This is a genomic window from Acinetobacter sp. YH12132 (assembly GCF_013418645.1).
In the GTDB taxonomy this organism is placed as follows: Bacteria; Pseudomonadota; Gammaproteobacteria; order Pseudomonadales; family Moraxellaceae; genus Acinetobacter; species Acinetobacter indicus.
In genome coordinates, this window is the sequence record NZ_VPBR01000003.1 from 174,863 (window position 1) to 196,348 (window position 21,486).

Here is a 21,486-nt window from a genome sequence, read left to right on the forward strand (position 1 = left end):
AATGTTTCTCCTTACACGCGACGTTTTTTAGGTGGACGGCAACCGTTGTGAGGAATTGGAGTCACATCGGTAATGCTGTTAATTTTATAACCCACTGCACCTAATGCACGAACCGCAGACTCACGACCTGGACCAGGACCTTTTACAAGGACGTCCAAGTTTTTCAAACCGTAATCTAAAGCAGCTTTACCAGCAACTTCAGCAGCTACCTGAGCAGCAAACGGAGTTGATTTACGTGATCCACGGAAGCCTTGTCCACCTGAAGTGGCCCAAGCCAGTGCATTACCTTGACGATCGGTAATAGTCACAATGGTGTTATTAAAAGAAGCGTGAATGTGTGCAACACCTTCAGAGACGGTACGGGTGACCTTCTTGCGTGTGCGAGTATCTTTAGCCATCTTTTAGCTTCCAGAAATCTTATTTCTTAATTGGTTTGCGCGGACCTTTACGGGTACGTGCGTTAGTTTTGGTGCGTTGACCACGGACAGGCAAGCTGCGACGATGACGAAGACCGCGGTAGCAGCCTAAATCCATTAAACGTTTAATGTTCATGGAAATTTCGCGACGTAAGTCACCTTCGGTCGGAACCTTAGCAACTTCTGCACGAATCGCATCAAGCTGAGCGTCATCTAATTCACGGATCTTAGTGGTAGTAGCGATACCAGCAGCAGCTAAGATGTTCTTAGCAGTGTGGCGACCAATACCAAAGATGTACGTTAGAGAGATAACAGCATGCTTGTTATCCGGAATGTTTACACCGGCAATACGAGCCATTCAATTTTCTCCAAAAAGGCAGTTAAGATAATCAACCGCCCCACAAAAATCTTGAGGGGCGGATAATAACCTAATTAGCCTACTGAAATCAACAGGTCTTGATCAGATTAACCTTGACGCTGCTTATGACGAGGTTCTGCGCTGCAAATTACGCGGATAACCCCATTACGACGGATAACTTTACAGCTACCACAAATTTTCTTTACAGAAGCTTGTACTTTCATGATGAAACCTCTAAGTGCGCTTATCCCTTAGGATGAGCAGTCGTTTTTCTCATTAACGTTTGATTATCGTACTGGTGCGAGGTGAGATGTGCTTGAAGCTGAGCCATAAAGTCCATCACGACTACCACAACGATCAATAATGAGGTACCACCCAAATAGAATGGAATACCAAACGAGCTCTGCAATACCATCGGCATCAAGCAGACCACTGTGATATAAATCGAACCAATAAAGGTCAAACGATTGAGAATATGATCTAAGTAACGAGCAGTTTGCTCACCTGGGCGAATACCAGGCACATAAGCTCCGCTGCGTTTCAAGTTCTCTGACACTTCTTTCGGACTAAAAACTAGCGCGGTATAGAAATAACAGAAAAAGATAATTAACGCACCAAAGAGCACCAAATACAATGGCTGTCCAGGCGACAATACGAGTGCCAGATCTTGCAAGCTACGCTTGATAATCCCTGCATCAGGATCCGCACTTCCTACCCATTGACCCAGACTGGCCGGGAACAACAGCAGAGAGCTGGCAAAAATTGCCGGAATCACACCTGCCATATTAATTTTTAATGGCAAATGGGTTTGCTGTGCAGTAAATACACGACGACCTTGCTGTTTTTGAGCATAGTTTACCGGAATACGACGTTGCGCTTTCTCGATAAACACAATGGCTGCCAGTACCGCCAGTGACAACAGACCAAAAATCACCAGACCAATCAGGCTGGTTTGACCATTATCGACTGAAGATAGCGATTGCAAAATCAGATTTGGCAATCCGGCAACGATACCGGCGAAGATGATCATGGAAATACCATTGCCCACCCCACGTTCGGTAATCTGTTCACCCAACCACATCAGGAACATTGTACCCGCCACCAGCGAGGTGACTGCCGGAACGTAAAACGCAAGACCTGACGTTAAGGTAATCCCTTGACTGATCAGACCTGCACACATCCCGATTGCCTGTACTAAGGCAAGGAACAAGGTACCTTGGCGCGTATATTGATTAATTTTACGCTTGCCCTGCTCGCCTTCTTTCTTTAAAGCTTCCAGCGAAGGAACCACGGTTGACATCAGCTGCACGATAATAGACGCAGAGATGTAGGGCATGATCCCGAGAGCAAGAATCGACATTCGCTCTAATGCACCACCCGAAAACATGTTAAACAAACCCAGGATAGTACCTGAGTTTGCATTAAAAAGATTTTCAAGTGCGGCATTATTAATGCCTGGTACTGGAATATGCGCTCCTAGTCGAAATACCAATAACGCACCAATGAGAAACATCATTCGGCGAATAATTTCACGATATTTCACGTGAAATGGTTGGCCTTTCATCATATGTACATGACCTGAAGAACTAGGAGACATAGACACTGGAGATTACTCCTCGACTTTACCGCCAGCAGCTTCAACAGCAGCTTTAGCGCCTTTAGTCAATGCAACACCTTGAACAGTGAAAGCACGAGTAATTTCACCAGAAAGTACGATACGCGCACGGATCATGTCTTTACGCACAACGTTCGCCGCTTTTAAAGTTTCTAGGCTAACGATGTCGCCTTCAACTTTAGCAAGCTCAGATAAACGTACTTCAGCAGTTTTTAAAGCGATTTGGCTAGTGAAACCGAATTTAGGTAAACGACGATATAACGCAGTTTGACCACCTTCGAAACCTGGACGTACGCCACCGCTCTTACGTGATTTTTGACCTTTGACACCACGGCCACCAGTCTTACCTACGCCAGAACCGATACCACGGCCCAGACGACGGTTTTCACGTTTAGCACCTTCTGCAGGTGCAAGTTCATTTAAACGCAGAGTCATGGCTTATTCCTCTACACTAACCATATAGTAGACTTGGTTGATCATACCACGGTTAGAAGGCGTATCTTGCACTTCTACAGTATGACCAATACGACGCAGACCTAAACCTTTCAGGCAAAGCTTGTGATTTTTCAAGCGGTGCGATGCAGATTTAGTCTGGGTAACTTTAATCGTTTTCATGATTGATTACCCTTGAATTTGTTCTACAGTCAGACCACGTTTCGCAGCGACTTTCTCAGGAGAAGTCATATCACGCAGACCGTTGAAAGTCGCGTTTACTACGTTCGCAGCATTTGTAGAGCCATAACATTTTGTTAATACGTTACGCACGCCAACAGCCTCTAGAACTGCACGCATAGCGCCACCAGCAATTACACCAGTACCTTCAGAAGCAGGTTGCATGTAAACGCGGCTTGCACCGTGACGAGCATGAATAGGATGCTGAACAGTACCGTCAACAAGGTCAACAGTAATCATGTTGCGACGAGCAGCTTCAAGTGCTTTAGAAATAGCAGCTGGAACTTCACGCGCTTTACCACGACCAAAACCTACGCGACCATTACCGTCACCCACAACAGTTAATGCTGTGAAAGAGAAGATACGACCACCCTTAACAACTTTGGCAACACGATCAACGGCTACCAGCTTTTCAACAAGACCTTCGTTTTGTTCAACTTTAGCCATGATTAGAACTCCAAGCCGTTTTCACGAGCAGCATCAGCCAAGGCTTTGATACGACCATGATATTTAAAACCAGAACGGTCAAATGCAACTTTAGTTACACCAGCTGCTTTCGCACGTTCTGCGATTAAAGCACCAACTTTCTTGGCAGCTTCAACGTTACCAGTTGTACCAGCACGTAAAGTAGCATCTAAAGTAGAAGCTTGCGCTAAAACTTTGCCACCATCTGCTGAGATAACTTGAGCATAGATGTGACGCGGAGTGCGGTTTACACACAAACGAGTCGCACCCAATGCACGGATGTGCAAGCGTGTGCTTTTCGCACGACGCAAACGGGATTGTTTCTTTTCGTTCATAAGAACCTCGCGCCTTATTTCTTCTTAGCTTCTTTACGAAGTACAACTTCGTCAGAATAACGAACACCTTTACCTTTATATGGCTCTGGTGGACGGTAACCACGGATCTCAGCTGCTACCTGACCTAATAATTGCTTGTTAGCAGATTTCAGGATGATTTCAGTTGCAGTAGGAGTTTCTGCAGTTACACCTTCAGGAAGGCTGTAATCGATTGGATGAGAGAAACCAAGGTTAAGGTTAACAACAGTACCTTTAACCGCAGCTTTATAACCAACACCGATCAGTTGTAACTTACGTTCGAAACCTTCGTTCACACCTTTTACAAGGTTGTTTAATACAGCGCGAGCAGTACCAGCTTGCATCCAAGCGTCTTTCGACTCTTTTACTGGAGCAACTTGAAGAGTACCATCTTCCTGTTTTAGCTCGACCAGCGCATGCAGGTTGAAAGACAATGTACCTTTGCTGCCTTTCACTTCGACCTGCCGGCCGTTCTGAGTAACTGTTACACCGTTAGGTACAGTTACTGGGGCTTTAGCCACACGAGACATGAGGAATCACCTATTAAGAAACAAAAGCAATAACTTCACCACCAACGCCCGCAGCACGTGCAGCGCGATCAGTCATGATGCCTTTGCTTGTAGAAACAATTGCAATACCTAAACCTTGCTTAACGCTTGGAAGTGCATCTTTACCGCGATACTGACGTAGACCAGGACGGCTTACGCGTTTCACAGTTTCGATAACTGGTTTGCCTTCGAAATACTTTAATGTCAAAGTAAGAGTTGCTTTGCCTTCAACGTCAGCAACTTCTACATTGGCAATGTAACCTTCTTGTTGAAGTACGTTTGCAATCGCAACTTTCAACTTAGAGTTAGGCATAGAAACAGTTTGTTTCTTCGCCATTTGTGCGTTACGAACACGAGTTAACATGTCGGCAACGGTATCTTGCATACTCATTCTAGTCGCTCCTTACCAGCTTGCCTTAACAACGCCAGGTACATCACCTTGCATTACTGTGTCACGTAATTTGTTACGGCTTAAACCGAACTTACGGAAGTAACCATGAGGACGACCAGTTAAACCACAACGGTTACGAAGACGCACTGGAGACGCATTACGTGGTAATGCTTGTAACTTCATCATCGCTTCGAAACGCTCTTCGTCGCTTGCATTTACGTTTGCAATAACAGCTTTTAATTCAGCACGTTTTGCAGCGTATTTAGCAACAGTAGCTTCGCGTTTCAATTCGCGATTAATCATACTTTTCTTAGCCATATCGACCTCTTATTTGAACGGGAAGCCGAATGCACGCATAAGCGCACGGCCTTCGTCATCGGTGCGAGCAGTCGTAGTGATGGTAATATCCATACCACGAATACGATCAATCTTATCGAAATCGATTTCAGGGAAAACGATTTGTTCTTTAAGACCCATAGAGTAGTTACCACGACCATCAAATGATTTCGCAGAGAAACCACGGAAGTCACGGATACGAGGGATCGCGATAGAGATCAAACGGTCTAAGAATTCGTACATGCGTTCGCCGCGTAAAGTAACTTTACAACCAATCGGCCAACCATCACGGATTTTAAAACCTGCGATAGATTTACGAGCTAACGTAAGAACTGGTTTTTGACCAGCGATAGCTTGCATATCAGAAAGAGCACCATCAAGGAGTTTCTTGTCAGCAGCAGCTGCACCAACACCCATGTTGATAGTGATTTTAGTGATGCGAGGGATCTCCATCACATTCTTAATGCCCAATTGTTCTTGTAATTGAGCTTTAAGTTCGTCGTTGTAACGTGTTTTAAGTCTGGCCATTGCCTATTTCAACCTATTACTTCGCTACCGCCACTGATTCACCATTTGATTTGTAAACGCGAGTTTTCACGCCGTCAATCGTTTGGTAACCAACACGGTCAGCCTTTTGGGTTGTAGCATTAAAAATTGCCACGTTTGAAATATGAAGCGAAGCTTCCTGAGTTACGATGCCGCCTTCAGCGCCAGTAACACGGTTCGGCTTTTGATGCTTCTTAACCAGGTTAAGGCCTTCAACCTTAACGCGGTCATTAGAAACTGACAAAACAGTACCCTGTTTGCCTTTTTCTTTACCTGCGATCACGATTACTTGATCGCCTTTTTTAATCTTAGCCATGATTGCCTCTTATAGAACTTCAGGAGCCAATGAAATAATTTTCATGAACTGTTCAGTACGAAGTTCACGAGTCACTGGTCCGAAAATACGAGTAGCAATCGGCGCTTTGTTGTTGTTCAAAATAACGGCTGCGTTATCGTCGAAACGAATCACAGAACCATCTGGACGACGGATACCGAATTTTGTACGTACAACTACAGCATTCATCACGTCACCTTTTTTAACACGTGCGCGTGGAATTGCTTCTTTTACAGTAACTTTAATAATGTCGCCAACAGAAGCATAACGACGATGTGAACCACCAAGTACTTTAATACATTGTACGCGGCGAGCACCACTGTTGTCTGCTACGTCGAGCATCGTTTCGGTTTGAATCATTGCCCTACTCCAAAACCGAGCATCACCGGTCACAATTTCGAAAGGCTCAAAGAGTACTCGAAATTGACCGATGATGCAACAAGAACGTTAATTACTCAGCAGCTGCTTCAACAACTTCAACTAGAGTCCAAGACTTAGTTTTAGAAATTGGGCGGCTTTCTTTGATGGTTACAACATCACCGATTTTAGCGGTATTGTTCTCATCATGAGCATGTAATTTTGTTGAACGGCGGATTGATTTGCCATACAACGGGTGTTGAACACGACGTTCAATAAGCACAACAATAGACTTGTCCATTTTGTCGCTTACGACTTTGCCGGTTAACGTGCGGACTGTTTTATCACTCATTGTCCGTTCCCCTGTTTTTCGGTAAGGAGTGTCTTAATACGAGCAATAGTTTTACGAGCGACTTGCACTTCGTGCGATTTGCCCAATTGACCAGTTGCTTTCGCCATACGAAGACGGAATTGGTTAAGCTGTTGCTCATCAAGCAAAGCTTTCAACTCTTCTACCGACTTTTCACGTAGATCTTTAGTTTTCATTACATTACCGTCCGAGTCACGATAGTGGTTTTAAACGGAAGTTTAGCAGCAGCAAGCTTGAATGCTTCAGTTGCTAATTCATCGTTCACACCTTCCATTTCGTACAGGATCTTACCTGGTTTGATTTCGCAAACCCAGTATTCCACGTTACCTTTACCGTTACCCATACGAACTTCTAATGGTTTTTCAGTAATTGGTTTGTCCGGGAATACACGGATAAAGATCTTACCACCACGTTTAACACGACGGCTGATTGTACGACGCGCAGCTTCGATCTGACGCGCAGTCATACGACCACGTTCAGTCGCTTTAAGTGCGATAGAACCGAAAGATACAGTGCTACCACGGTGCGCTAGACCAGTGTTACGGCCTTTTTGAACCTTACGGAACTTAGTACGTTTAGGTTGCAACATGGATTATTCTCCTTTTTCAGCAGAACGATCATTGCGACGACCACGACGCTCTTGACCTTCACCACGACCGCGACCGCGTTTAGCTGGACGTTCTTCAGCTGGAGCTGGGTTCATGACTTGTTTCATGCCGCCCAAGATCTCACCACGGAAGATCCAAACTTTAACACCAATCGTACCGTAAGTCGTTTCAGCACGCATAGTCGCGTAGTCGATGTCCGCACGAAGTGTATGTAGAGGTACACGACCTTCACGATACCATTCTGTACGAGCGATCTCAGCACCGCCTAAACGGCCAGAAACTTCAACTTTGATACCTTTGGCACCAGCACGCATAGTGTTTTGAACCGCACGCTTCATAGCACGACGGAACATTACACGCTTTTCTAATTGAGAAGCGATTGCTTCAGCAACCAGACGTGCGTCTAAGTCTGGACGATCGATTTCGTTGATGCTTACTTGCGCTGGAACACCCATAATGTTGGTAAGTTCGCGCTGTAATTTCTCAATGTCTTCGCCTTTTTTACCGATAACGATACCAGGACGAGCAGTGCTAATAGTTACTTTAGCAGCGCCTGTCGGACGTTCGATAAGAATATTGCTTACCATTGCGTTCTTAAGTTTTTTAGTTAAAAACTCACGAACTTGAAGGTCTTTAAGCAAGTATTCAGCGTATTGTTTCGGATTCGCATACCAGTTAGCGTTATGACGTTTCACAACACCTAGGCGGATACCGATTGGATGAACCTTCTGACCCATATCAAACCCCTACCTTAACGGTGATGTGACAAGTACGCTTAGTAATACGATCTGCACGGCCTTTAGCACGTGGCATAATACGTTTCAGGCTCATGCCTTCATCAACGTAGATCGTAGAAACTTTAAGGTCGTCTACATCTAAACTGTTATTGTGTTCAGCATTTGCAATTGCAGATTCCAACGCTTTTTTAACCAGTACAGCAGCTTTTTTGTTGCTGAAGTTCAGGATGTTAAGCGCATGCGCAACAGATTTGCCGCGAATAAGGTCTGCAACCAAACGTGCCTTTTGTGCCGAGATAGCGGCACCGCGTAATTTAGCAGTTACTTCCATCATAGCACCTATTAACGTTTAGACTTCTTGTCAACACCGTGACCACGATAGGTACGAGTTGGCGCGAATTCACCTAGTTTATGGCCAACCATGTGTTCAGTAACGATTACTGGAACGTGGTTACGACCATTGTGTACAGAAATTGTTAGACCAACAAAATCCGGAAGAATCATCGAACGACGCGACCAAGTTTTGATCGGCTTACGAGAGTTGCTCGCAACAGCCGCTTCAACCTTAGCGAACAAGTGCGCATCGACGAATGGGCCTTTTTTCAATGAACGAGGCATTAGTCAGATTCCTTTACTTGTTACTTAACGCGACGGTCGCGAATAATCATCTTAGTCGTACGCTTGTTGGTACGTGTCTTGTACCCTTTAGCTTTTTGACCCCATGGGCTTACAGGTTGAATACCTTTGTTACGCCCTTCACCACCACCGTGTGGGTGGTCAACCGGGTTCATCGCCATACCACGTACGGTAGGACGAACGCCACGCCAGCGTGAAGCACCTGCTTTACCAAGTGAACGCAAGTTGCTTTCTGAGTTAGAAACTTCACCCAATACAGCACGACATTCAACGTGTACTTTACGCATTTCACCAGAACGTAAACGAACGATAGCGTAAGAACCGTCACGACCCAACAACTGAACTGAAGTACCAGCTGAACGAGCTAACTGCGCGCCTTTACCGATTTTAAGTTCGATGTTATGAAGTGTAGAACCGATAGGCATGTTGCGAAGTGGCAAGCAGTTACCTGGACGAATTGGAGCATCGTTACCAGACTGTACTTTATCACCAGCACGTAAGCCTTTAGGCGCAATAATATAACGACGTTCACCGTCAGCATACTTCAGCAGTGCGATGTGTGCAGTACGGTTAGGATCGTATTCAATACGCTCAACTACAGCAGGAACGCCGTCTTTGTTACGTTTGAAGTCAACGATACGGTAGTGCTGTTTGTGGCCACCACCAACGTGACGAGTCGTAATGTGACCGTTGTTGTTACGACCACCAGTACGTTTTTTAGCTTCTACCAACGGAGCATATGGCGCGCCTTTGTGAAGGTGATCATGAACCACTTTCTCTACAAAGCGACGTCCTGGAGACGTTGGCTTACATTTTTGAATAGGCATAATTTTCGTCCTTATTCCGCTGCGGTTTCAGCGGTATCGCCCAAGTCAGCCATTTCAACATCTTGGCCAGCTTTCAGGGTGACGTATGCTTTTTTAACATCAGAACGACGTCCGATAGTTTTACCAAAGCGTTTAGTCTTACCTTTAGTGATAGTCGTGTTAACTTTAACAACTTCTACACCAAATAATTGTTCCACTGCTTTTTTGATTTCAAGCTTGTTTGCATTTAATGCAACCTTGAACACTTGAACACCAGCAGTTTCACCTAAAACTTGTGCTTTTTCTGAGAATACAGGTCCTTGTAGGACTTGATATAAACGTTCGTTGTTCATCCGAGTTCTACCTCAATTTTCTTAGCAGCAGCAACAGACATTACAACTTTATCGAACGCGATCAAGCTAACAGGATCGATTGCAGTAGCGTCAACCACATCAACGTGTGGAAGGTTGCGAGCTGCAAGGTATAGATTCTCATCTACAGCTTCAGTAACGATCAATGCGCGAGTTGCATTCAAGTCGTTCAGTTTTGCAAGCAATGCTTTAGTTTTAGGCGCTTCAACAGCAAACTCTTCAACTAATACAAGACGATCTTGGCGAACAAGTTCAGCTAAGATACATTGCATTGCACCGCGGTACATCTTACGGTTCACTTTTTGAGACCAGTCTTGTGGACGAGCAGCAAAAGTTTTACCACCGCCAACCCAGATTGGGCTACGAATAGAACCAGCACGAGCGCGGCCAGTACCTTTTTGACGGAATGGTTTTTTACCACCGCCAGAAACGTCTGCACGTGACTTCTGAGCTTTAGAACCTTGACGACCACCAGCTAAGTAAGCTGTAACAACTTGGTGTACAAGCGCTTCGTTAAATTCACGGCCGAAAGCTACTTCAGACAATTCAACAGCAGAGCCGGAAACAGTTTTTAAATTCACGTTATTTCCCCTCAGGCCTTGATAGTAGGACGAACAGTTACGTCGCCACCAGTAGCACCAGGAACCGCGCCTTTAACAACTAGAACTGAACGCTCTGTGTCGATTGCAACGATTTCAAGACCCTGTGTAGTTACGCGTTCAGCACCTAAATGGCCAGCCATTTTTTTGCCTTTGAATACGCGACCAGGAGTCTGGTTTTGACCTGTAGAACCTAGAACACGGTGAGAAACAGAGTTACCGTGAGTAGCGTCTTGAGTACGGAAGTTCCAACGCTTAACACCACCTTGGAAACCTTTACCTTTAGATGTGCCAGTTACGTCAACGATTTGACCAACTGTGAACAAATCTACAGTAAGCGTACCACCAACTTCACGACCTTCAAGCTCAGCTTCTGTAACGCGGAATTCTTGAACCAGACGACCAGCAGCAACACCCGCTTTCGCAAAGTGACCTTTCTGAGCGTTAGTTACGCGAGATTCGCGACGTTCACCAGTAGTGATTTGAATCGCTTGATAACCATCAGTTTCAAGCGTTTTGATTTGTGTGATGCGGTTAGGATCAACCTCAATCACTGTAACAGGTACAGAAACACCAGCATCTGTAAAGATACGGGTCATACCGCACTTGCGACCGACTAAACCAATAGCCATGTGCATAAACCTCTAAAAAAGCGGCTTAATTAACTTAGAGCGTTAATTAACCGAAAGCCTTAACCCAATGCGATCTGAACATCAACACCAGCTGCAAGATCTAATTTCATCAATGCATCTACAGTTTTGTCTGTAGGTTGAACGATATCGATCAAACGTTTGTAAGTGCGGATCTCATATTGGTCACGCGCATCTTTGTAAACGTGCGGTGATGTAAGAACGTTGAAGCGTTCGATGCGAGTAGGCATCGGGATTGGACCACACACTTGTGCGCCAGTACGCTTAGCGGTTTCTACGATCTCTTGAGCAGATTGATCAATTAAACGGTGATCAAAAGACTTAAGACGGATACGAATTCTCTGGTTAGACATACCAGTTAACTCCAAGCCAAAATATATAAAGAATCACTCTTGACGCATCTCACCCCACTAATAAAGGCAAGTGTCAAGAGCAGTGAAATATCACTAAGGTCGTGATCGATGCCACGACTGTAACGATAGTTAACCACTTTCTTCGCGGTTAACCCCCTTAATATCAAAGGGTCGCCCATTATAACGATTGTTTAATGCATAAGCAAATCCTTTTGTGGCTTTTTACATCATTTTTCAAATATTTCGACAAATCAATTGTTTAATAATTATACAGCCCGCCGCTGCGCTGCAGTTTGCTGTAATACATAATCTATCGCCTGATTTAATATCTGATTTCCTTGAATAAATTTATTTTTATTAGCGCGCTGCAGCTGCTCTAGCGATTGCACATAAGGTCCCTGAAACAGGGCCAGCTCTTCTTCATCTTCCAGGAATAATTGCAGGCTTTCTGGCGTGGTTTCCGGGTGAAACTGAAAGCCCAGTACATTTTTGCCAATCTGATACATCTGATTGCGACAGGCATCATTTTCGGCCAGATGCACAGCCCCTTTGGGAATCTCGAAGCTTTCGCTATGCCACTGCATGACATTAAACTGCTCCGGCAACTGAAAATAGTCTGCTGGCACATGCCTGACCTTGCGCACCTCGTGCCAGCCCAGCTCCTGTACAGGATTGCGACTGACGGCCGCGCCCAGCGCATTGGCGATCAGTTGCCCGCCCAAACACAAACCAATGGCCGGTTTACCCATGGCCAAATAACGCCTGAGCCAGCGTTTTTCCATTTTTAACCAGGGGAAATTGGCTTCATCATTAACGCTCATGGTGCCGCCCATGACAATTAATAAATCGACCTCCTCGATCTGCGGCAGCGCTTCAATATCCAGTGCTGAATCAACCGGCAAGGCAAAAAATTCTGTGGCACTGATCTCTGCATTTAACCGTTTTAAATGCGTATAACAACTTCCAAATCCTTCACCAGCAATATGCTGAAAATAATGTACTTTTAAATGCGACGCCATGCGCTGAAACCTGTTGTTGTAGCTCTGCTTTTAGGTTTTGCAAAAATGAAGCCAACTTTAGCGCTGCATGTTCAAAGTCAAATAAATACAGCCAGATATGGCACAACTGATCCTTTTCTCTTAAGCTAAATTCAATTGATTGTCCTGATTTGAGCGAAGTCGTGAAAAAAAATCCGCAAACCGAACTGATTCATGCACCACGAAAAGCCCCTCAACTGATTTCTACGGTTCAACCTCCCCTCTATCGTGCATCGACGATTATTTTTAACAACACCGATGCACTGTTTAATCGCCACTGGACCGATGTCTATGACTATAGTTATGGCACGCACGGCACGCCGACGACCTTTACGTTAGGTGATCACATCGCGCAGATTGAAGGCGGCCTCTATCACCTGCTGGCGCCGAGCGGCCTTTCTGCGATTAATCTGGTCAATTCCTGCTTGTTAAGTCAGGGCGATGAAGTCTGGGTTCCGGATAATATTTATGGCCCGAATATGGAGCATCTGCGTAATCTGCAGCAGCGTTATGGCATTGCCGTTAAGGTCTATAACCCGGTGGAGGTAGAAAGCTTTAACCCAAGTGATAAAGCCAAACTGTTATGGCTGGAAGCGGCTGGTTCGGTGACGCTGGAGTTTCCGGACTTAAGCGGTCTGGTGAAAAAAGCCCAAGCTCATAGCATTCTGACTGCGCTGGACAATACCTGGGGCGCAGGACTGGCCTTTAATGCCTTTGATTTTGGCGAGGACCACTTAAGCGTAGATCTGACCGTACATGCGCTGACCAAATATCCAAGCGGGGGTGGCGATATTTTAATGGGCTCGGTGGTGACGCGTGACCAGAAGCTCCATCATCAATTATTCCGGATGCATGCCATTCAGGGGATTTGTGTCAGCGGAGATGATACGGCGCAAATCCAGCGCAGTCTGGCCTCCATGCAGCTGCGTTACCAGCAACAGTCACAATCAGCACTGACCTTGCTGAACTGGCTAAAACAGCAAAAAGAGCTGGTTCAGGTCCTGCATCCGGCTGATCCGGACAGTGCCGGTCATGCATATTGGAAGGACATCTGCAAAGACGGTCACAGCGCCGGACTGGTTAGTGTGATTTTTGATGCGCAATACAATTTAAACGATATTCGGGCATTCTGTGATGCATTAACCCTGTTCAAGCTGGGCTTTAGCTGGGGCGGGCCGGTCAGTCTGGTAATGCTGTATAACCTTAAAGAGATGCGTGTGCTTGAGCATAAACACCTAAAACAAGGTTTGCTGGTGCGTTTCTGTATAGGACTGGAACATCCGGAAGATCTGATTCAGGATATTAAACAGGCTTTAAAAGTCTTAGCTTAAATATAGACATAAAAAAATTGGGCAAATTGCCCAATTTTTTACATTATCGTTTCGCTTTACTTAAAGTAATCATAGCTTACAGAAACAGTCTCACCTGCTTTTGGTAAAGCTGTTCCATAAAATACTAAGCTTACTCCAGAATTACTATAAACTAGATCAAAGCCTTGTCGATGTGTTGTATCACGCTCAATATTCTGACCATTTACTGTCACCTTAACAGTTGAAGGTACTGGTACCTGTTTTAAACTAAACTGACTTGCAAGACCAGTTGCTACACGGATAATGTCATCAAATACCACATTCCAGCTTGTAGCATCAGCACAAATTGAAGCAGAAGCCCCACCAGTCAAACGTGCAATCTCTTTAAAGTGCCCTCCTCCTTCAGCAGATCCACCTTGACCATTACATTCAAATCCTAGTGTACTCCAAGAAGTTGTAGGATCTGCAAAAGTTGGACGGATATGATCAGATGTACCTACAATCGAAAAGTAGGTAGTGTTTGTAGACAAGAAATAATTTTTATAATCATTAAAATCTCGTCGTGTATAGTTACTATATACTGGACTGTACTGCCAATATGTTTCATTTTCAGGCTCATCTGAAACAAACACTACTAAATTTTTCACATTTGGACGATCAAAACCAGTCAAATCTACTTCACGAACGCAGTAAAAACCTGTTTCAGTACCTGAACCATAAGTTCCAGGTTGAGCCAAGGTAGCCCACTCTTGCTCTGCATCTGGTGTATTTCTATCAATAAAATTAGTCGTTTTATCTTTTAAAGTTCTAAGCGACTTACATGCGTACGCATCCTGCGTATTCACTGCTAAACGATAATCTACACCTGCTTGATTCAATGATTTAAAGAACTGTGCAGCACCATTAGCCAAGTTACGCTGTTCTTCAGACATTGAACCTGAAGAATCAATATTCCATAAAATGTCAACCGCATTTGTAGATTGTGTTGTTTGAGTAAAAGTTTCTTTTACTGTAGCCACTTCAATAACCGCATTGCTACTTAAAGCACTAGCAATATTCAAATCACCATATACTTGGTTAACTTGATCACTATTACTCGCTACGTAAGTATTTCCCCAAATATAACCTGATTGGTTTGCAAGCCAAAAAGATAGATTGAGACGTAATTTTTTATCACTTGCTTGTACGGCTACAGGAGTAGTAACAGATGAATTTGAATTTAATACAGATAACAACAGATCACGAACTTTAGTCAGTTCATTGGCATTAGAAAAATCAATATCCAAGATTACATTAACCACTTCACCTTGAGCATTCGTAGATACACGATTAGTTAAAATATTGACTTTTGCATTTTGCTGGATAAGAGCATCAGTAAATGCAGCTAAATAGAATTTACTAAATTCATCTAAATTTTGATTTAATACAACGGATCTCACTTTCGCTTGATTCTGTGCCGATGAAGCAGTTAAATCAACCTGTGAAGCAAATCCAGCTGCTTTTGTCACATTATCATCTAACAATAAAACAGTCCGACCTGATGTTAATGCTGTCTCTGTAAAATATTTAGGATTCACTGCACCAAAAACTGCAATATTTGCCTTTTCACTTACTACAGTTGCAACATCTTGAATAGTAGTAAGCGTTTCGTCTGGCTGTTCTGGTGGAGCTGGATCAGTAGGCTTTGTAGATATTGAGCTATCTGAATCACCACCACATGCCGTTAAAAATACAGATGTTCCCACTAACATTGCTAATAATTGTTTGTTAAGTTTCATTTATACCCTCTAACCGTTTTCAAACTATTTAATAAAAGCTATTAAATTAAAATTTTATTTTTCATAATGTTATTAAAAATAAAATGAATGGTGAACATTACAAAAAAATGCATACAATTTCAACAATAAAGTCAAAATACCTTAACATGTAACATAATAAACCAAAAAAGAGACTTAAATCACAAATCCGTGCATAAGGGAAATTTAAGTATTCCAAAAGACAAAAATTTATATAGAGGTTTTCAAGTCAATGAATACACCAATCGTTATTGCTAAAAAAACCGCCGATACCACACAGGATATCGTGCTGCATTCTCAGCTTGCCAACCGTCATGGCCTGATTGCTGGGGCAACAGGTACCGGTAAAACCGTGACCTTAAAAGTCCTGGCAGAAAGTTTTTCCCGCATTGGTGTCCCATTCTTTCTGGCCGATGCCAAAGGCGATGTTTCCAGTCTGGCACAGGCTGGTTCCAGCAATCCCAAATTTGATGAACGGATTAAAAGCCTTGGCATTGACAGTATCCCCTTTGCTGCCTCGCCGGTGGTGTTCTGGGATTTATTTGGTGAACAGGGCCACCCGATTCGCACCACCATCTCCGAAATTGGCCCCCTGTTGCTAGCCCGGATGCTGAATTTAAATGACACTCAGGAAGGTGTATTGTCAGCGGTGTTTCGGATTGCCGATGATCAGGGCCTCCTGCTGATTGACTTTAAAGACCTGAAAGCCATGCTCAGCTATGTCAGCGAACATGCGGCAGAGTTAAAGGCCGACTATGGCAATTTATCTCCAGCCAGTCTGGGCGCGATTCAGCGCAATTTACTGGCACTGGCCGATCAGGGTGGTGATCTGTTTTTTGGCGAGCCGAGCCTGAATATTCTGGATTTCATGCAGACCGATGCCCAGGGACACGGCAACATCAACCTGCTGGCTGCAGACAAGTTGATGCACACCCCGAAACTGTATGCGACCTTTTTATTGTGGATGCTGTCAGAGCTGTTTGAACAGTTACCGGAGGTCGGTGATATGGACAAACCCAAACTGGTGTTCTTCTTTGATGAAGCGCATTTACTGTTTGACAATGCCAGCCCGGCCCTACAGGAGAAAATTGAGCAGGCAGTCCGCCTGATTCGCTCCAAAGGCGTTGGAATTTATTTTGTCACCCAGAATCCGCTGGATTTGCCTGAAAGTGTACTGGGACAGCTCGGCAACCGGGTGCAACACGCCTTGCGCGCCTTTACCCCGAAAGATCAGAAAGCGGTCAAAACCGCTGCCGAGACCTTCCGTGCCAATCCGGAGTTTCAGGTAGAACAGGCCATTACCGAACTGGCGGTCGGTGAAGCCCTAATTAGCTGTCTGGATGAACAAGGCACGCCGCAGATTGTAGAGCGCGGCTGGGTGATGCCACCCTACTCCTCGTTTAGCCCGATTAGCCCTGAACAACGCAAGGCACTGATGAGCCAGAGTATTGTCGCCGGTGTATATGAGCAGAGTCTGGACCGGGACAGTGCCTATGAAATGCTGCAACAGAAAGTAGCGGAACGTCAGCAACAGGCTGAACAGGCCGCGCTCGAACAGCAACGCGCCAAGGAACAGGAAGCCCTAGCCAAGCAGCAAGCCAAAGAGCAGGCTGCTTTAGCCAAACAGCAAGCGCGTGAGCAGGAACGTCTGGCCCGCGAACAGCAAAAAGAAGCTGAACGCACTGCACGGCAGCGTGAAAAGCTGACTCAGGATATTGTCGGCACCTTTGCCAAGAGCGCGGCCCGAACCTTAGGCGGCAGCACCGGACAGAAAATTGTCCGCGGATTATTAGGCTCCCTGTTTGGCCGAAAATAATCAAAAAACCGATAGGAACAGCTTTCATTATGGGATATTTTTATATCCCATAATTTTTTTATGGTTTTTTAAAAACAGTGCTTGCACTGGCGTTTTATAAAATGTATTTTAAATACATCTTATAAATAACCAGCCATGAGAGATCAGCCATGACTCCACAGCAAATTGACCTTGTAAAAGCAACTGTTCCTGTTCTACGTGAAAATGGTGTGGCCCTGACCAGCTATTTCTATAACCGCATGTTGGGGAATAATCCGGACCTTAAAGAAACCTTTAACCTGGGTCATCAACGCAGTGGTGCGCAGGCGCAGGCACTGGCAGGTGCGGTACTGGCCTATGCAGAAAATATTGAAGATCCATCAGTACTGGCGCCAGTAATTGAACTGGTCGCACACAAGCATGTCAGTCTGAATATTCAAGCTCCGGACTATAATATTGTCGGTGAAAACCTGCTGCACTCCATCAGCGAAGTGCTGAATATTTCCATGGATGATCCACTGATTGATGCCTGGGCCGCCGCGTATGGCCAGCTTGCAGAAGTGTTCATTAATACCGAACGTGCCATTTACGAGCAGCATCAGCAAACTCAAGGCAGCTGGTTAGGCTGGCGTAATTTCAAAATTGCCAAGAAAGTGGTAGAAAGCGACGAAATTACCTCGTTCTACTTTGAACCGGTCGATGGTGGTGCCTTACCAAAATATGAAGCCGGCCAATACATTTCAGTACGTGTTTTTGTCCCTGAACTGGACCTGAAACAACCACGTCAATACACGCTGTCAACCAGCCCGCAGCAAGACTACTTACGTATTTCAGTGAAACGCGAACCGGGTAATGGCGCCGACAAGATTGCAGGCTGGGTATCTAATGCGCTGCATCAGCTGCCAGAAGGTGCAGAACTTGAAATTTCAGCGCCAACCGGAAACTTCTACCTGATCGACAGCAACAAACGTAATGTGTTCATCAGTGGTGGTGTTGGCTTAACCCCAATGATTGCGATGCTGAACCAGCTGGTCACTTTAGATGTGCCACAACCGGTGACCTTCATTCATGCCTGCCGCAGCAAACAGGTACATGCCATGAAACAGCATATTCAGGACATCAAGGCGAAGTATCCACGTATTCATACCTTTACAGCCTATGAATTCCCGAATACCGAAGATGTGTTAGGTCAGGATTATGATGTGGCCGGTCGTCTGGACCTGAGCACCATGGATGCTGCCTTATTACCGGAAAATGCTGATTACTACCTGTGTGGCCCAATGCCATTCATGGCCGAGCAGCAAAAAGCCTTACTGGCACGTGGTATTAAAGCCGAACAGATTCACAGTGAAGCGTTTGGTACGGGTGGTGTACGTCACTAAAACCCCCCACGTGTAAAACATAGGAGGGCTAGTCTGCTTATGGTAGACTAGCCTTCTTGTATTTCAACTTTGAAAAAATATTTGTGCGATCATGCAATTAAATAAATTCACCGACTATGCATTACGTATTCTGCTGTATATCTCCCCACCGCGAGATCTGCCGTATACGATTGCGGAAATTGCGCAGGATTTGCATGTTTCCCAAAACCATCTGGTTAAAATTGTGCATTTCATGGGCAAACAGGAATGGCTGATTACCACCCGCGGTAAAGGGGGCGGCCTGCGTTTAAATCCGGATGCACGGGCACTGAAGCTGGGCCAGATCGTGCGTATTTTGCAACGTGAAACCCAGATTGTGGAATGTAATACCCCGCCGTGCGTGCTGCGCAGCCGCTGTGGCTTAAAAGGCATTTTAGATCAGGCGCTGGAACAGTTTTATCAGAGTCTGGACCAGTACACCCTGTCCGACGTGTTAGATACTCCTGCACCGGCACAGTGGAGCACACAATCGCCAATTCAGCTGATCAATCTCCAAGTCAGCTAACTTTTGCACACAGCTACAGCAAAGTTCGCGTGTCTGCGCGAGTTGATCTATAATACCGCTTTGTAAAAGCAGTGATGAAGTTAAGTTATGCACCATAGCAGAGGAAAATCGAAAAACACTAAGGCCGCTAATGCGCCGAAGCAAAAGATTAGCTATGAGAAAAAGGCTGATCCTGCGATTACCGAATACGCCGTTCGTGCCCTGAACTGGCTACGTAAAGCCGAATTCCTGATGAGTGCGCCAAAGCTGAATCTCTGTGTAGAAGATAGCGGCTATGAGGTGGCCTTTGCCGGACGTTCCAATGCTGGCAAATCCAGTGCGATTAATGCCCTAACCAACCAGAAACAGCTGGCACGTGCCTCGAAAAAACCGGGCCGTACCCAGATGATCAACTTCTTTAGTCTGGGCAATCCGGAGCAGCGTCTGGTCGATTTACCGGGTTATGGTTATGCTGCGGTACCCGAATCGATGAAAATTGTCTGGCAAAAAGAACTGGAAAACTACCTGATTCATCGCAAGAGCTTACAGGGTCTGGTGTTGCTGATGGATATTCGCCATCCGCTGCAGCATTTTGATGTGATGATGCTGGAATGGGCTTATTCTCGTCATCTGTTTGTGCATGTTTTGCTGACCAAATCCGACAAGCTGAATCGTGGCCCGGCCAATAAAGTCCTGCTGGAAGTAAAACAGCAGCTGAAAAAGATGAAGCTGGATTTCTCGATTCAACTGTTCTCCTCACTCAATCGTCAGGGTCTGGAAGAACTGGCCAGTGTAATGGCCGGTCGTCTGAACTTTACCCTGGAACAATCGCAGCAGTTTGATCTGGCCAGCATTCCGGAAGCCACGGCAGATGAACTGGAAGCAGAAGAGCTGCCGGATACAGAAGCTGTTGAACAGCTGACTGAAACGGCCGCCAAAGAACCATAAGCTTTGCAACAACTCAAAACTGTCTGACAATAATTTACATCTATTGATATTGGAATGTCCCCTATTGCTAGTTTCAATGGGGGATATTTTTTTCATACTCATGCTGAGCATAATTTGAACCGCATCACATTTTAGAGGTGCAATACAGCATGAAAAAACTCCTCGCACGTTTTCGCCGTGCTGCCCGTGGCTCATCCATTGGCTACTTTATTCAACCGCGTAAAGTCCGCTTTGAATGGCAGGACACCCCCATCGACTGGATTCCGCAGCAGCCTTTTGCCAGTTATTTTATTAATGAAATTAACATGATTCTGCCGGCCGGCGAGTTCTGGTTTTGCCGGCTGTACAACAAGGTTTTGCCGCAGATTCAGGATGAAAAACTGAAACAGGATGTGCAGGCCTTTATCCGCCAGGAAGCCATGCACGCCCAGGCGCACAACTCGGCCAACAAGGATTATTTAACTGAACGCCAGATTGATATTCAGCGCAATATCAGTCTGATGAACGGGCTGTTTAACCAGTTACTGGCTGATCGGCCTTTAGGTCTGCAATTGCCGCAGTGGAGCGAACGGCACTGGGATCTGTTCCGTTTAGGTATTGTTGCTACGGTAGAACACATGACCTGCGTGCTGGGTAAATATGCGCTGTATAACCGCGAATGGCAGCGTCAGGGCGCCGACCCGGCCATGCTGGATCTGGTCAAATGGCACGGCGCAGAAGAAATCGAGCATCGCACCGTAGCCTTTGACCTGTACCGGCATTTGGGTGGCAGTTATCTGGCCCGTTATTATCTGAGCCTGCTGGTGATTGCCGGGGTAATTGGTCTTTGGGTCGATGGTGCGGCGCATATTATGCGTCAGGACCCACGTTATGCATCAATCCGGCCAGCCCTGTATAAACCGTGGATCTGGCGGGAATGGTACCGCACTGCACAGGCCAATAACGGCTTATTGCCCTCACCATTCTGGCTGGTATCACAGCAGCTGGGTTATTTAATGCCGTGGTATGACCCGCTGCATGAAGCCAAAACCGAAGATGCGCTGGCCTATCTGCAAGCCTCCCCGGCGGCACAGCGCGCCCAGCTTAAAGTCGCGTAAAGCATCCACCTGGTGCAGAATTGCAGAGATACAATTGCCCGACACAGGCAGCACTGTGTCGAGCCAGATTTCCGCTA

General features: G+C 45.5%; 33 protein-coding genes. 6 read left to right on the plus strand and 27 right to left on the minus strand.

Annotated features, from left to right (window positions below):
- Positions 1-11: 11 nt before the first annotated feature.
- The 26 genes from rpsK to FTU67_RS04860 all read right to left on the minus strand — a co-directional run bounded on the left by rpsK (position 12) and on the right by FTU67_RS04860 (position 12,540).
- A complete protein-coding gene (gene rpsK, locus FTU67_RS04735) occupies positions 12-398 on the minus strand; it encodes a 30S ribosomal protein S11 (protein ID WP_001040166.1) in 387 nt (128 codons plus the stop codon).
- 19 nt (positions 399-417) lie between these two features.
- Positions 418-774, minus strand: coding sequence for a 30S ribosomal protein S13 (gene rpsM / locus FTU67_RS04740; RefSeq protein WP_005012957.1), 357 nt, complete (start codon positions 772-774; stop codon positions 418-420).
- Between the two features lie 107 nt (positions 775-881).
- On the minus strand, positions 882-998 hold the full coding sequence (rpmJ, locus tag FTU67_RS04745; RefSeq protein WP_000867907.1) for a 50S ribosomal protein L36: 117 nt from the start codon (positions 996-998) through the stop codon (positions 882-884).
- A 20-nt stretch (positions 999-1,018) separates the two neighbouring features.
- Positions 1,019-2,338: a preprotein translocase subunit SecY gene (secY, locus tag FTU67_RS04750; RefSeq protein ID WP_171065119.1), complete on the minus strand. Its 1,320-nt coding sequence runs from the start codon at positions 2,336-2,338 to the stop codon at positions 1,019-1,021.
- 45 nt (positions 2,339-2,383) lie between these two features.
- Complete coding sequence (gene rplO / locus FTU67_RS04755) at positions 2,384-2,824, minus strand: 50S ribosomal protein L15 (RefSeq protein WP_005180254.1); 441 nt, start codon at positions 2,822-2,824, stop codon at positions 2,384-2,386.
- 3 nt (positions 2,825-2,827) lie between these two features.
- Positions 2,828-3,004 carry a 50S ribosomal protein L30 gene (rpmD, locus tag FTU67_RS04760; RefSeq protein ID WP_005180256.1) on the minus strand — a complete coding sequence of 59 codons (177 nt, stop codon included), beginning with the start codon at positions 3,002-3,004 and terminating at the stop codon, positions 2,828-2,830.
- Positions 3,005-3,010: 6 nt separating this feature from the next.
- The gene (gene rpsE, locus FTU67_RS04765) at positions 3,011-3,508 is read right to left on the minus strand and encodes a 30S ribosomal protein S5 (protein ID WP_005180258.1); all 498 of its coding nucleotides are present in this window, start codon (positions 3,506-3,508) and stop codon (positions 3,011-3,013) included.
- Between the two features lie 2 nt (positions 3,509-3,510).
- Positions 3,511-3,861 (minus strand): 50S ribosomal protein L18, encoded by a 351-nt coding sequence (rplR, locus tag FTU67_RS04770; protein ID WP_005180260.1) that lies wholly within the window; start codon positions 3,859-3,861, stop codon positions 3,511-3,513.
- 14 nt (positions 3,862-3,875) lie between these two features.
- Positions 3,876-4,409 carry a 50S ribosomal protein L6 gene (gene rplF, locus FTU67_RS04775; RefSeq protein ID WP_005180261.1) on the minus strand — a complete coding sequence of 178 codons (534 nt, stop codon included), beginning with the start codon at positions 4,407-4,409 and terminating at the stop codon, positions 3,876-3,878.
- A 13-nt stretch (positions 4,410-4,422) separates the two neighbouring features.
- Complete coding sequence (rpsH, locus tag FTU67_RS04780; RefSeq protein ID WP_005180264.1) at positions 4,423-4,818, minus strand: 30S ribosomal protein S8; 396 nt, start codon at positions 4,816-4,818, stop codon at positions 4,423-4,425.
- A 12-nt stretch (positions 4,819-4,830) separates the two neighbouring features.
- Positions 4,831-5,136, minus strand: a complete 306-nt coding sequence (rpsN, locus tag FTU67_RS04785; RefSeq protein WP_005180266.1) for a 30S ribosomal protein S14 — start codon at positions 5,134-5,136, stop codon at positions 4,831-4,833.
- Positions 5,137-5,145: 9 nt separating this feature from the next.
- Positions 5,146-5,682, minus strand: a complete 537-nt coding sequence (rplE, locus tag FTU67_RS04790) for a 50S ribosomal protein L5 (RefSeq protein ID WP_005180272.1) — start codon at positions 5,680-5,682, stop codon at positions 5,146-5,148.
- Between the two features lie 16 nt (positions 5,683-5,698).
- The gene (rplX, locus tag FTU67_RS04795) at positions 5,699-6,016 is read right to left on the minus strand and encodes a 50S ribosomal protein L24 (protein ID WP_005180274.1); all 318 of its coding nucleotides are present in this window, start codon (positions 6,014-6,016) and stop codon (positions 5,699-5,701) included.
- 9 nt (positions 6,017-6,025) lie between these two features.
- Positions 6,026-6,394, minus strand: a complete 369-nt coding sequence (gene rplN, locus FTU67_RS04800; RefSeq protein ID WP_001982634.1) for a 50S ribosomal protein L14 — start codon at positions 6,392-6,394, stop codon at positions 6,026-6,028.
- A 91-nt stretch (positions 6,395-6,485) separates the two neighbouring features.
- The gene (gene rpsQ, locus FTU67_RS04805) at positions 6,486-6,743 is read right to left on the minus strand and encodes a 30S ribosomal protein S17 (RefSeq protein ID WP_005180277.1); all 258 of its coding nucleotides are present in this window, start codon (positions 6,741-6,743) and stop codon (positions 6,486-6,488) included.
- Entirely contained in the window at positions 6,740-6,937 is a 198-nt protein-coding gene (rpmC, locus tag FTU67_RS04810; protein WP_000849928.1) for a 50S ribosomal protein L29, read from the minus strand. Before rpmC ends, rpsQ begins: the two co-directional genes overlap by 4 nt.
- Positions 6,937-7,350, minus strand: coding sequence for a 50S ribosomal protein L16 (rplP, locus tag FTU67_RS04815; RefSeq protein WP_005180280.1), 414 nt, complete (start codon positions 7,348-7,350; stop codon positions 6,937-6,939). The genes rpmC and rplP overlap by 1 nt, the downstream gene beginning before the upstream one ends.
- Positions 7,351-7,353: 3 nt before the next feature.
- Positions 7,354-8,106 (minus strand): 30S ribosomal protein S3, encoded by a 753-nt coding sequence (gene rpsC / locus FTU67_RS04820; protein WP_005180281.1) that lies wholly within the window; start codon positions 8,104-8,106, stop codon positions 7,354-7,356.
- A 1-nt stretch (position 8,107) separates the two neighbouring features.
- A complete protein-coding gene (rplV, locus tag FTU67_RS04825) occupies positions 8,108-8,437 on the minus strand; it encodes a 50S ribosomal protein L22 (protein WP_001982638.1) in 330 nt (109 codons plus the stop codon).
- Between the two features lie 11 nt (positions 8,438-8,448).
- Complete coding sequence (gene rpsS, locus FTU67_RS04830) at positions 8,449-8,724, minus strand: 30S ribosomal protein S19 (RefSeq protein ID WP_001138119.1); 276 nt, start codon at positions 8,722-8,724, stop codon at positions 8,449-8,451.
- Between the two features lie 20 nt (positions 8,725-8,744).
- Positions 8,745-9,569 carry a 50S ribosomal protein L2 gene (gene rplB, locus FTU67_RS04835; RefSeq protein ID WP_127801047.1) on the minus strand — a complete coding sequence of 275 codons (825 nt, stop codon included), beginning with the start codon at positions 9,567-9,569 and terminating at the stop codon, positions 8,745-8,747.
- Positions 9,570-9,580: 11 nt separating this feature from the next.
- Positions 9,581-9,901, minus strand: a complete 321-nt coding sequence (gene rplW / locus FTU67_RS04840; protein WP_005180285.1) for a 50S ribosomal protein L23 — start codon at positions 9,899-9,901, stop codon at positions 9,581-9,583.
- The gene (gene rplD, locus FTU67_RS04845; protein WP_005180287.1) at positions 9,898-10,500 is read right to left on the minus strand and encodes a 50S ribosomal protein L4; all 603 of its coding nucleotides are present in this window, start codon (positions 10,498-10,500) and stop codon (positions 9,898-9,900) included. The genes rplW and rplD overlap by 4 nt, the downstream gene beginning before the upstream one ends.
- An 11-nt stretch (positions 10,501-10,511) precedes the next feature.
- Entirely contained in the window at positions 10,512-11,150 is a 639-nt protein-coding gene (rplC, locus tag FTU67_RS04850) for a 50S ribosomal protein L3 (RefSeq protein WP_005180289.1), read from the minus strand.
- Positions 11,151-11,209: 59 nt separating this feature from the next.
- A complete protein-coding gene (gene rpsJ / locus FTU67_RS04855; protein WP_005180291.1) occupies positions 11,210-11,521 on the minus strand; it encodes a 30S ribosomal protein S10 in 312 nt (103 codons plus the stop codon).
- 266 nt (positions 11,522-11,787) lie between these two features.
- Positions 11,788-12,540, minus strand: coding sequence for a type 1 glutamine amidotransferase (locus FTU67_RS04860; RefSeq protein ID WP_168383351.1), 753 nt, complete (start codon positions 12,538-12,540; stop codon positions 11,788-11,790).
- A 161-nt stretch (positions 12,541-12,701) separates the two neighbouring features.
- Between FTU67_RS04860 and FTU67_RS04865 the strand changes: the two genes are divergently transcribed.
- Entirely contained in the window at positions 12,702-13,889 is a 1,188-nt protein-coding gene (locus FTU67_RS04865) for a PLP-dependent transferase (protein WP_180061471.1), read from the plus strand.
- Between the two features lie 56 nt (positions 13,890-13,945).
- On the opposite strand, the gene FTU67_RS14185 is transcribed toward FTU67_RS04865, so the two are convergent.
- On the minus strand, positions 13,946-15,646 hold the full coding sequence (locus FTU67_RS14185) for a hypothetical protein (RefSeq protein ID WP_257221833.1): 1,701 nt from the start codon (positions 15,644-15,646) through the stop codon (positions 13,946-13,948).
- A 250-nt stretch (positions 15,647-15,896) separates the two neighbouring features.
- Between FTU67_RS14185 and FTU67_RS04875 the strand changes: the two genes are divergently transcribed.
- From FTU67_RS04875 to FTU67_RS04895, 5 genes are all read left to right on the plus strand, one after another.
- A complete protein-coding gene (locus FTU67_RS04875) occupies positions 15,897-17,480 on the plus strand; it encodes a helicase HerA-like domain-containing protein (RefSeq protein ID WP_180061472.1) in 1,584 nt (527 codons plus the stop codon).
- 149 nt (positions 17,481-17,629) lie between these two features.
- A complete protein-coding gene (hmpA, locus tag FTU67_RS04880) occupies positions 17,630-18,841 on the plus strand; it encodes an NO-inducible flavohemoprotein (protein WP_005180299.1) in 1,212 nt (403 codons plus the stop codon).
- A 91-nt stretch (positions 18,842-18,932) separates the two neighbouring features.
- A complete protein-coding gene (locus FTU67_RS04885) occupies positions 18,933-19,385 on the plus strand; it encodes an Rrf2 family transcriptional regulator (RefSeq protein WP_005180301.1) in 453 nt (150 codons plus the stop codon).
- Positions 19,386-19,472: 87 nt separating this feature from the next.
- On the plus strand, positions 19,473-20,312 hold the full coding sequence (gene yihA, locus FTU67_RS04890; protein ID WP_005180304.1) for a ribosome biogenesis GTP-binding protein YihA/YsxC: 840 nt from the start codon (positions 19,473-19,475) through the stop codon (positions 20,310-20,312).
- Between the two features lie 149 nt (positions 20,313-20,461).
- Positions 20,462-21,409 carry a metal-dependent hydrolase gene (locus FTU67_RS04895; RefSeq protein WP_168406090.1) on the plus strand — a complete coding sequence of 316 codons (948 nt, stop codon included), beginning with the start codon at positions 20,462-20,464 and terminating at the stop codon, positions 21,407-21,409.
- The last annotated feature ends 77 nt before the right edge of the window (positions 21,410-21,486 follow it).

Coding starts and splice junctions, on each gene's coding strand:
- rplW (WP_005180285.1), bottom strand. CDS start 9,901: ATGAACAACGAACGTTTATATCAAGTCCTACAAGGACCTGTATTCTCA.
- rpmD (WP_005180256.1), bottom strand. CDS start 3,004: ATGAAAACGATTAAAGTTACCCAGACTAAATCTGCATCGCACCGCTTG.
- FTU67_RS04860 (WP_168383351.1), bottom strand. CDS start 12,540: ATGGCGTCGCATTTAAAAGTACATTATTTTCAGCATATTGCTGGTGAA.
- rplO (WP_005180254.1), bottom strand. CDS start 2,824: ATGACTCTGCGTTTAAATGAACTTGCACCTGCAGAAGGTGCTAAACGT.
- secY (WP_171065119.1), bottom strand. CDS start 2,338: ATGAAAGGCCAACCATTTCACGTGAAATATCGTGAAATTATTCGCCGA.
- rpmJ (WP_000867907.1), bottom strand. CDS start 998: ATGAAAGTACAAGCTTCTGTAAAGAAAATTTGTGGTAGCTGTAAAGTT.
- rpsJ (WP_005180291.1), bottom strand. CDS start 11,521: ATGTCTAACCAGAGAATTCGTATCCGTCTTAAGTCTTTTGATCACCGT.
- rpsM (WP_005012957.1), bottom strand. CDS start 774: ATGGCTCGTATTGCCGGTGTAAACATTCCGGATAACAAGCATGCTGTT.
- rpsC (WP_005180281.1), bottom strand. CDS start 8,106: ATGGGTCAGAAGGTTCATCCAATCGGTATCCGCCTAGGTGTTGTGAAA.
- rpsQ (WP_005180277.1), bottom strand. CDS start 6,743: ATGAGTGATAAAACAGTCCGCACGTTAACCGGCAAAGTCGTAAGCGAC.
- rplX (WP_005180274.1), bottom strand. CDS start 6,016: ATGGCTAAGATTAAAAAAGGCGATCAAGTAATCGTGATCGCAGGTAAA.
- rplN (WP_001982634.1), bottom strand. CDS start 6,394: ATGATTCAAACCGAAACGATGCTCGACGTAGCAGACAACAGTGGTGCT.
- rplE (WP_005180272.1), bottom strand. CDS start 5,682: ATGGCCAGACTTAAAACACGTTACAACGACGAACTTAAAGCTCAATTA.
- rplF (WP_005180261.1), bottom strand. CDS start 4,409: ATGTCTCGTGTGGCTAAAGCCCCAGTAACTGTACCTAACGGTGTAACA.
- rpsS (WP_001138119.1), bottom strand. CDS start 8,724: ATGCCTCGTTCATTGAAAAAAGGCCCATTCGTCGATGCGCACTTGTTC.
- rplB (WP_127801047.1), bottom strand. CDS start 9,569: ATGCCTATTCAAAAATGTAAGCCAACGTCTCCAGGACGTCGCTTTGTA.
- rpmC (WP_000849928.1), bottom strand. CDS start 6,937: ATGAAAACTAAAGATCTACGTGAAAAGTCGGTAGAAGAGTTGAAAGCT.
- rpsK (WP_001040166.1), bottom strand. CDS start 398: ATGGCTAAAGATACTCGCACACGCAAGAAGGTCACCCGTACCGTCTCT.
- rplP (WP_005180280.1), bottom strand. CDS start 7,350: ATGTTGCAACCTAAACGTACTAAGTTCCGTAAGGTTCAAAAAGGCCGT.
- hmpA (WP_005180299.1), top strand. CDS start 17,630: ATGACTCCACAGCAAATTGACCTTGTAAAAGCAACTGTTCCTGTTCTA.
- rplC (WP_005180289.1), bottom strand. CDS start 11,150: ATGGCTATTGGTTTAGTCGGTCGCAAGTGCGGTATGACCCGTATCTTT.
- FTU67_RS14185 (WP_257221833.1), bottom strand. CDS start 15,646: ATGAAACTTAACAAACAATTATTAGCAATGTTAGTGGGAACATCTGTA.
- FTU67_RS04895 (WP_168406090.1), top strand. CDS start 20,462: ATGAAAAAACTCCTCGCACGTTTTCGCCGTGCTGCCCGTGGCTCATCC.
- yihA (WP_005180304.1), top strand. CDS start 19,473: ATGCACCATAGCAGAGGAAAATCGAAAAACACTAAGGCCGCTAATGCG.
- FTU67_RS04885 (WP_005180301.1), top strand. CDS start 18,933: ATGCAATTAAATAAATTCACCGACTATGCATTACGTATTCTGCTGTAT.
- rplV (WP_001982638.1), bottom strand. CDS start 8,437: ATGGAAGTAACTGCTAAATTACGCGGTGCCGCTATCTCGGCACAAAAG.
- rpsH (WP_005180264.1), bottom strand. CDS start 4,818: ATGAGTATGCAAGATACCGTTGCCGACATGTTAACTCGTGTTCGTAAC.
- FTU67_RS04875 (WP_180061472.1), top strand. CDS start 15,897: ATGAATACACCAATCGTTATTGCTAAAAAAACCGCCGATACCACACAG.
- rpsE (WP_005180258.1), bottom strand. CDS start 3,508: ATGGCTAAAGTTGAACAAAACGAAGGTCTTGTTGAAAAGCTGGTAGCC.
- rplR (WP_005180260.1), bottom strand. CDS start 3,861: ATGAACGAAAAGAAACAATCCCGTTTGCGTCGTGCGAAAAGCACACGC.
- rpsN (WP_005180266.1), bottom strand. CDS start 5,136: ATGGCTAAGAAAAGTATGATTAATCGCGAATTGAAACGCGAAGCTACT.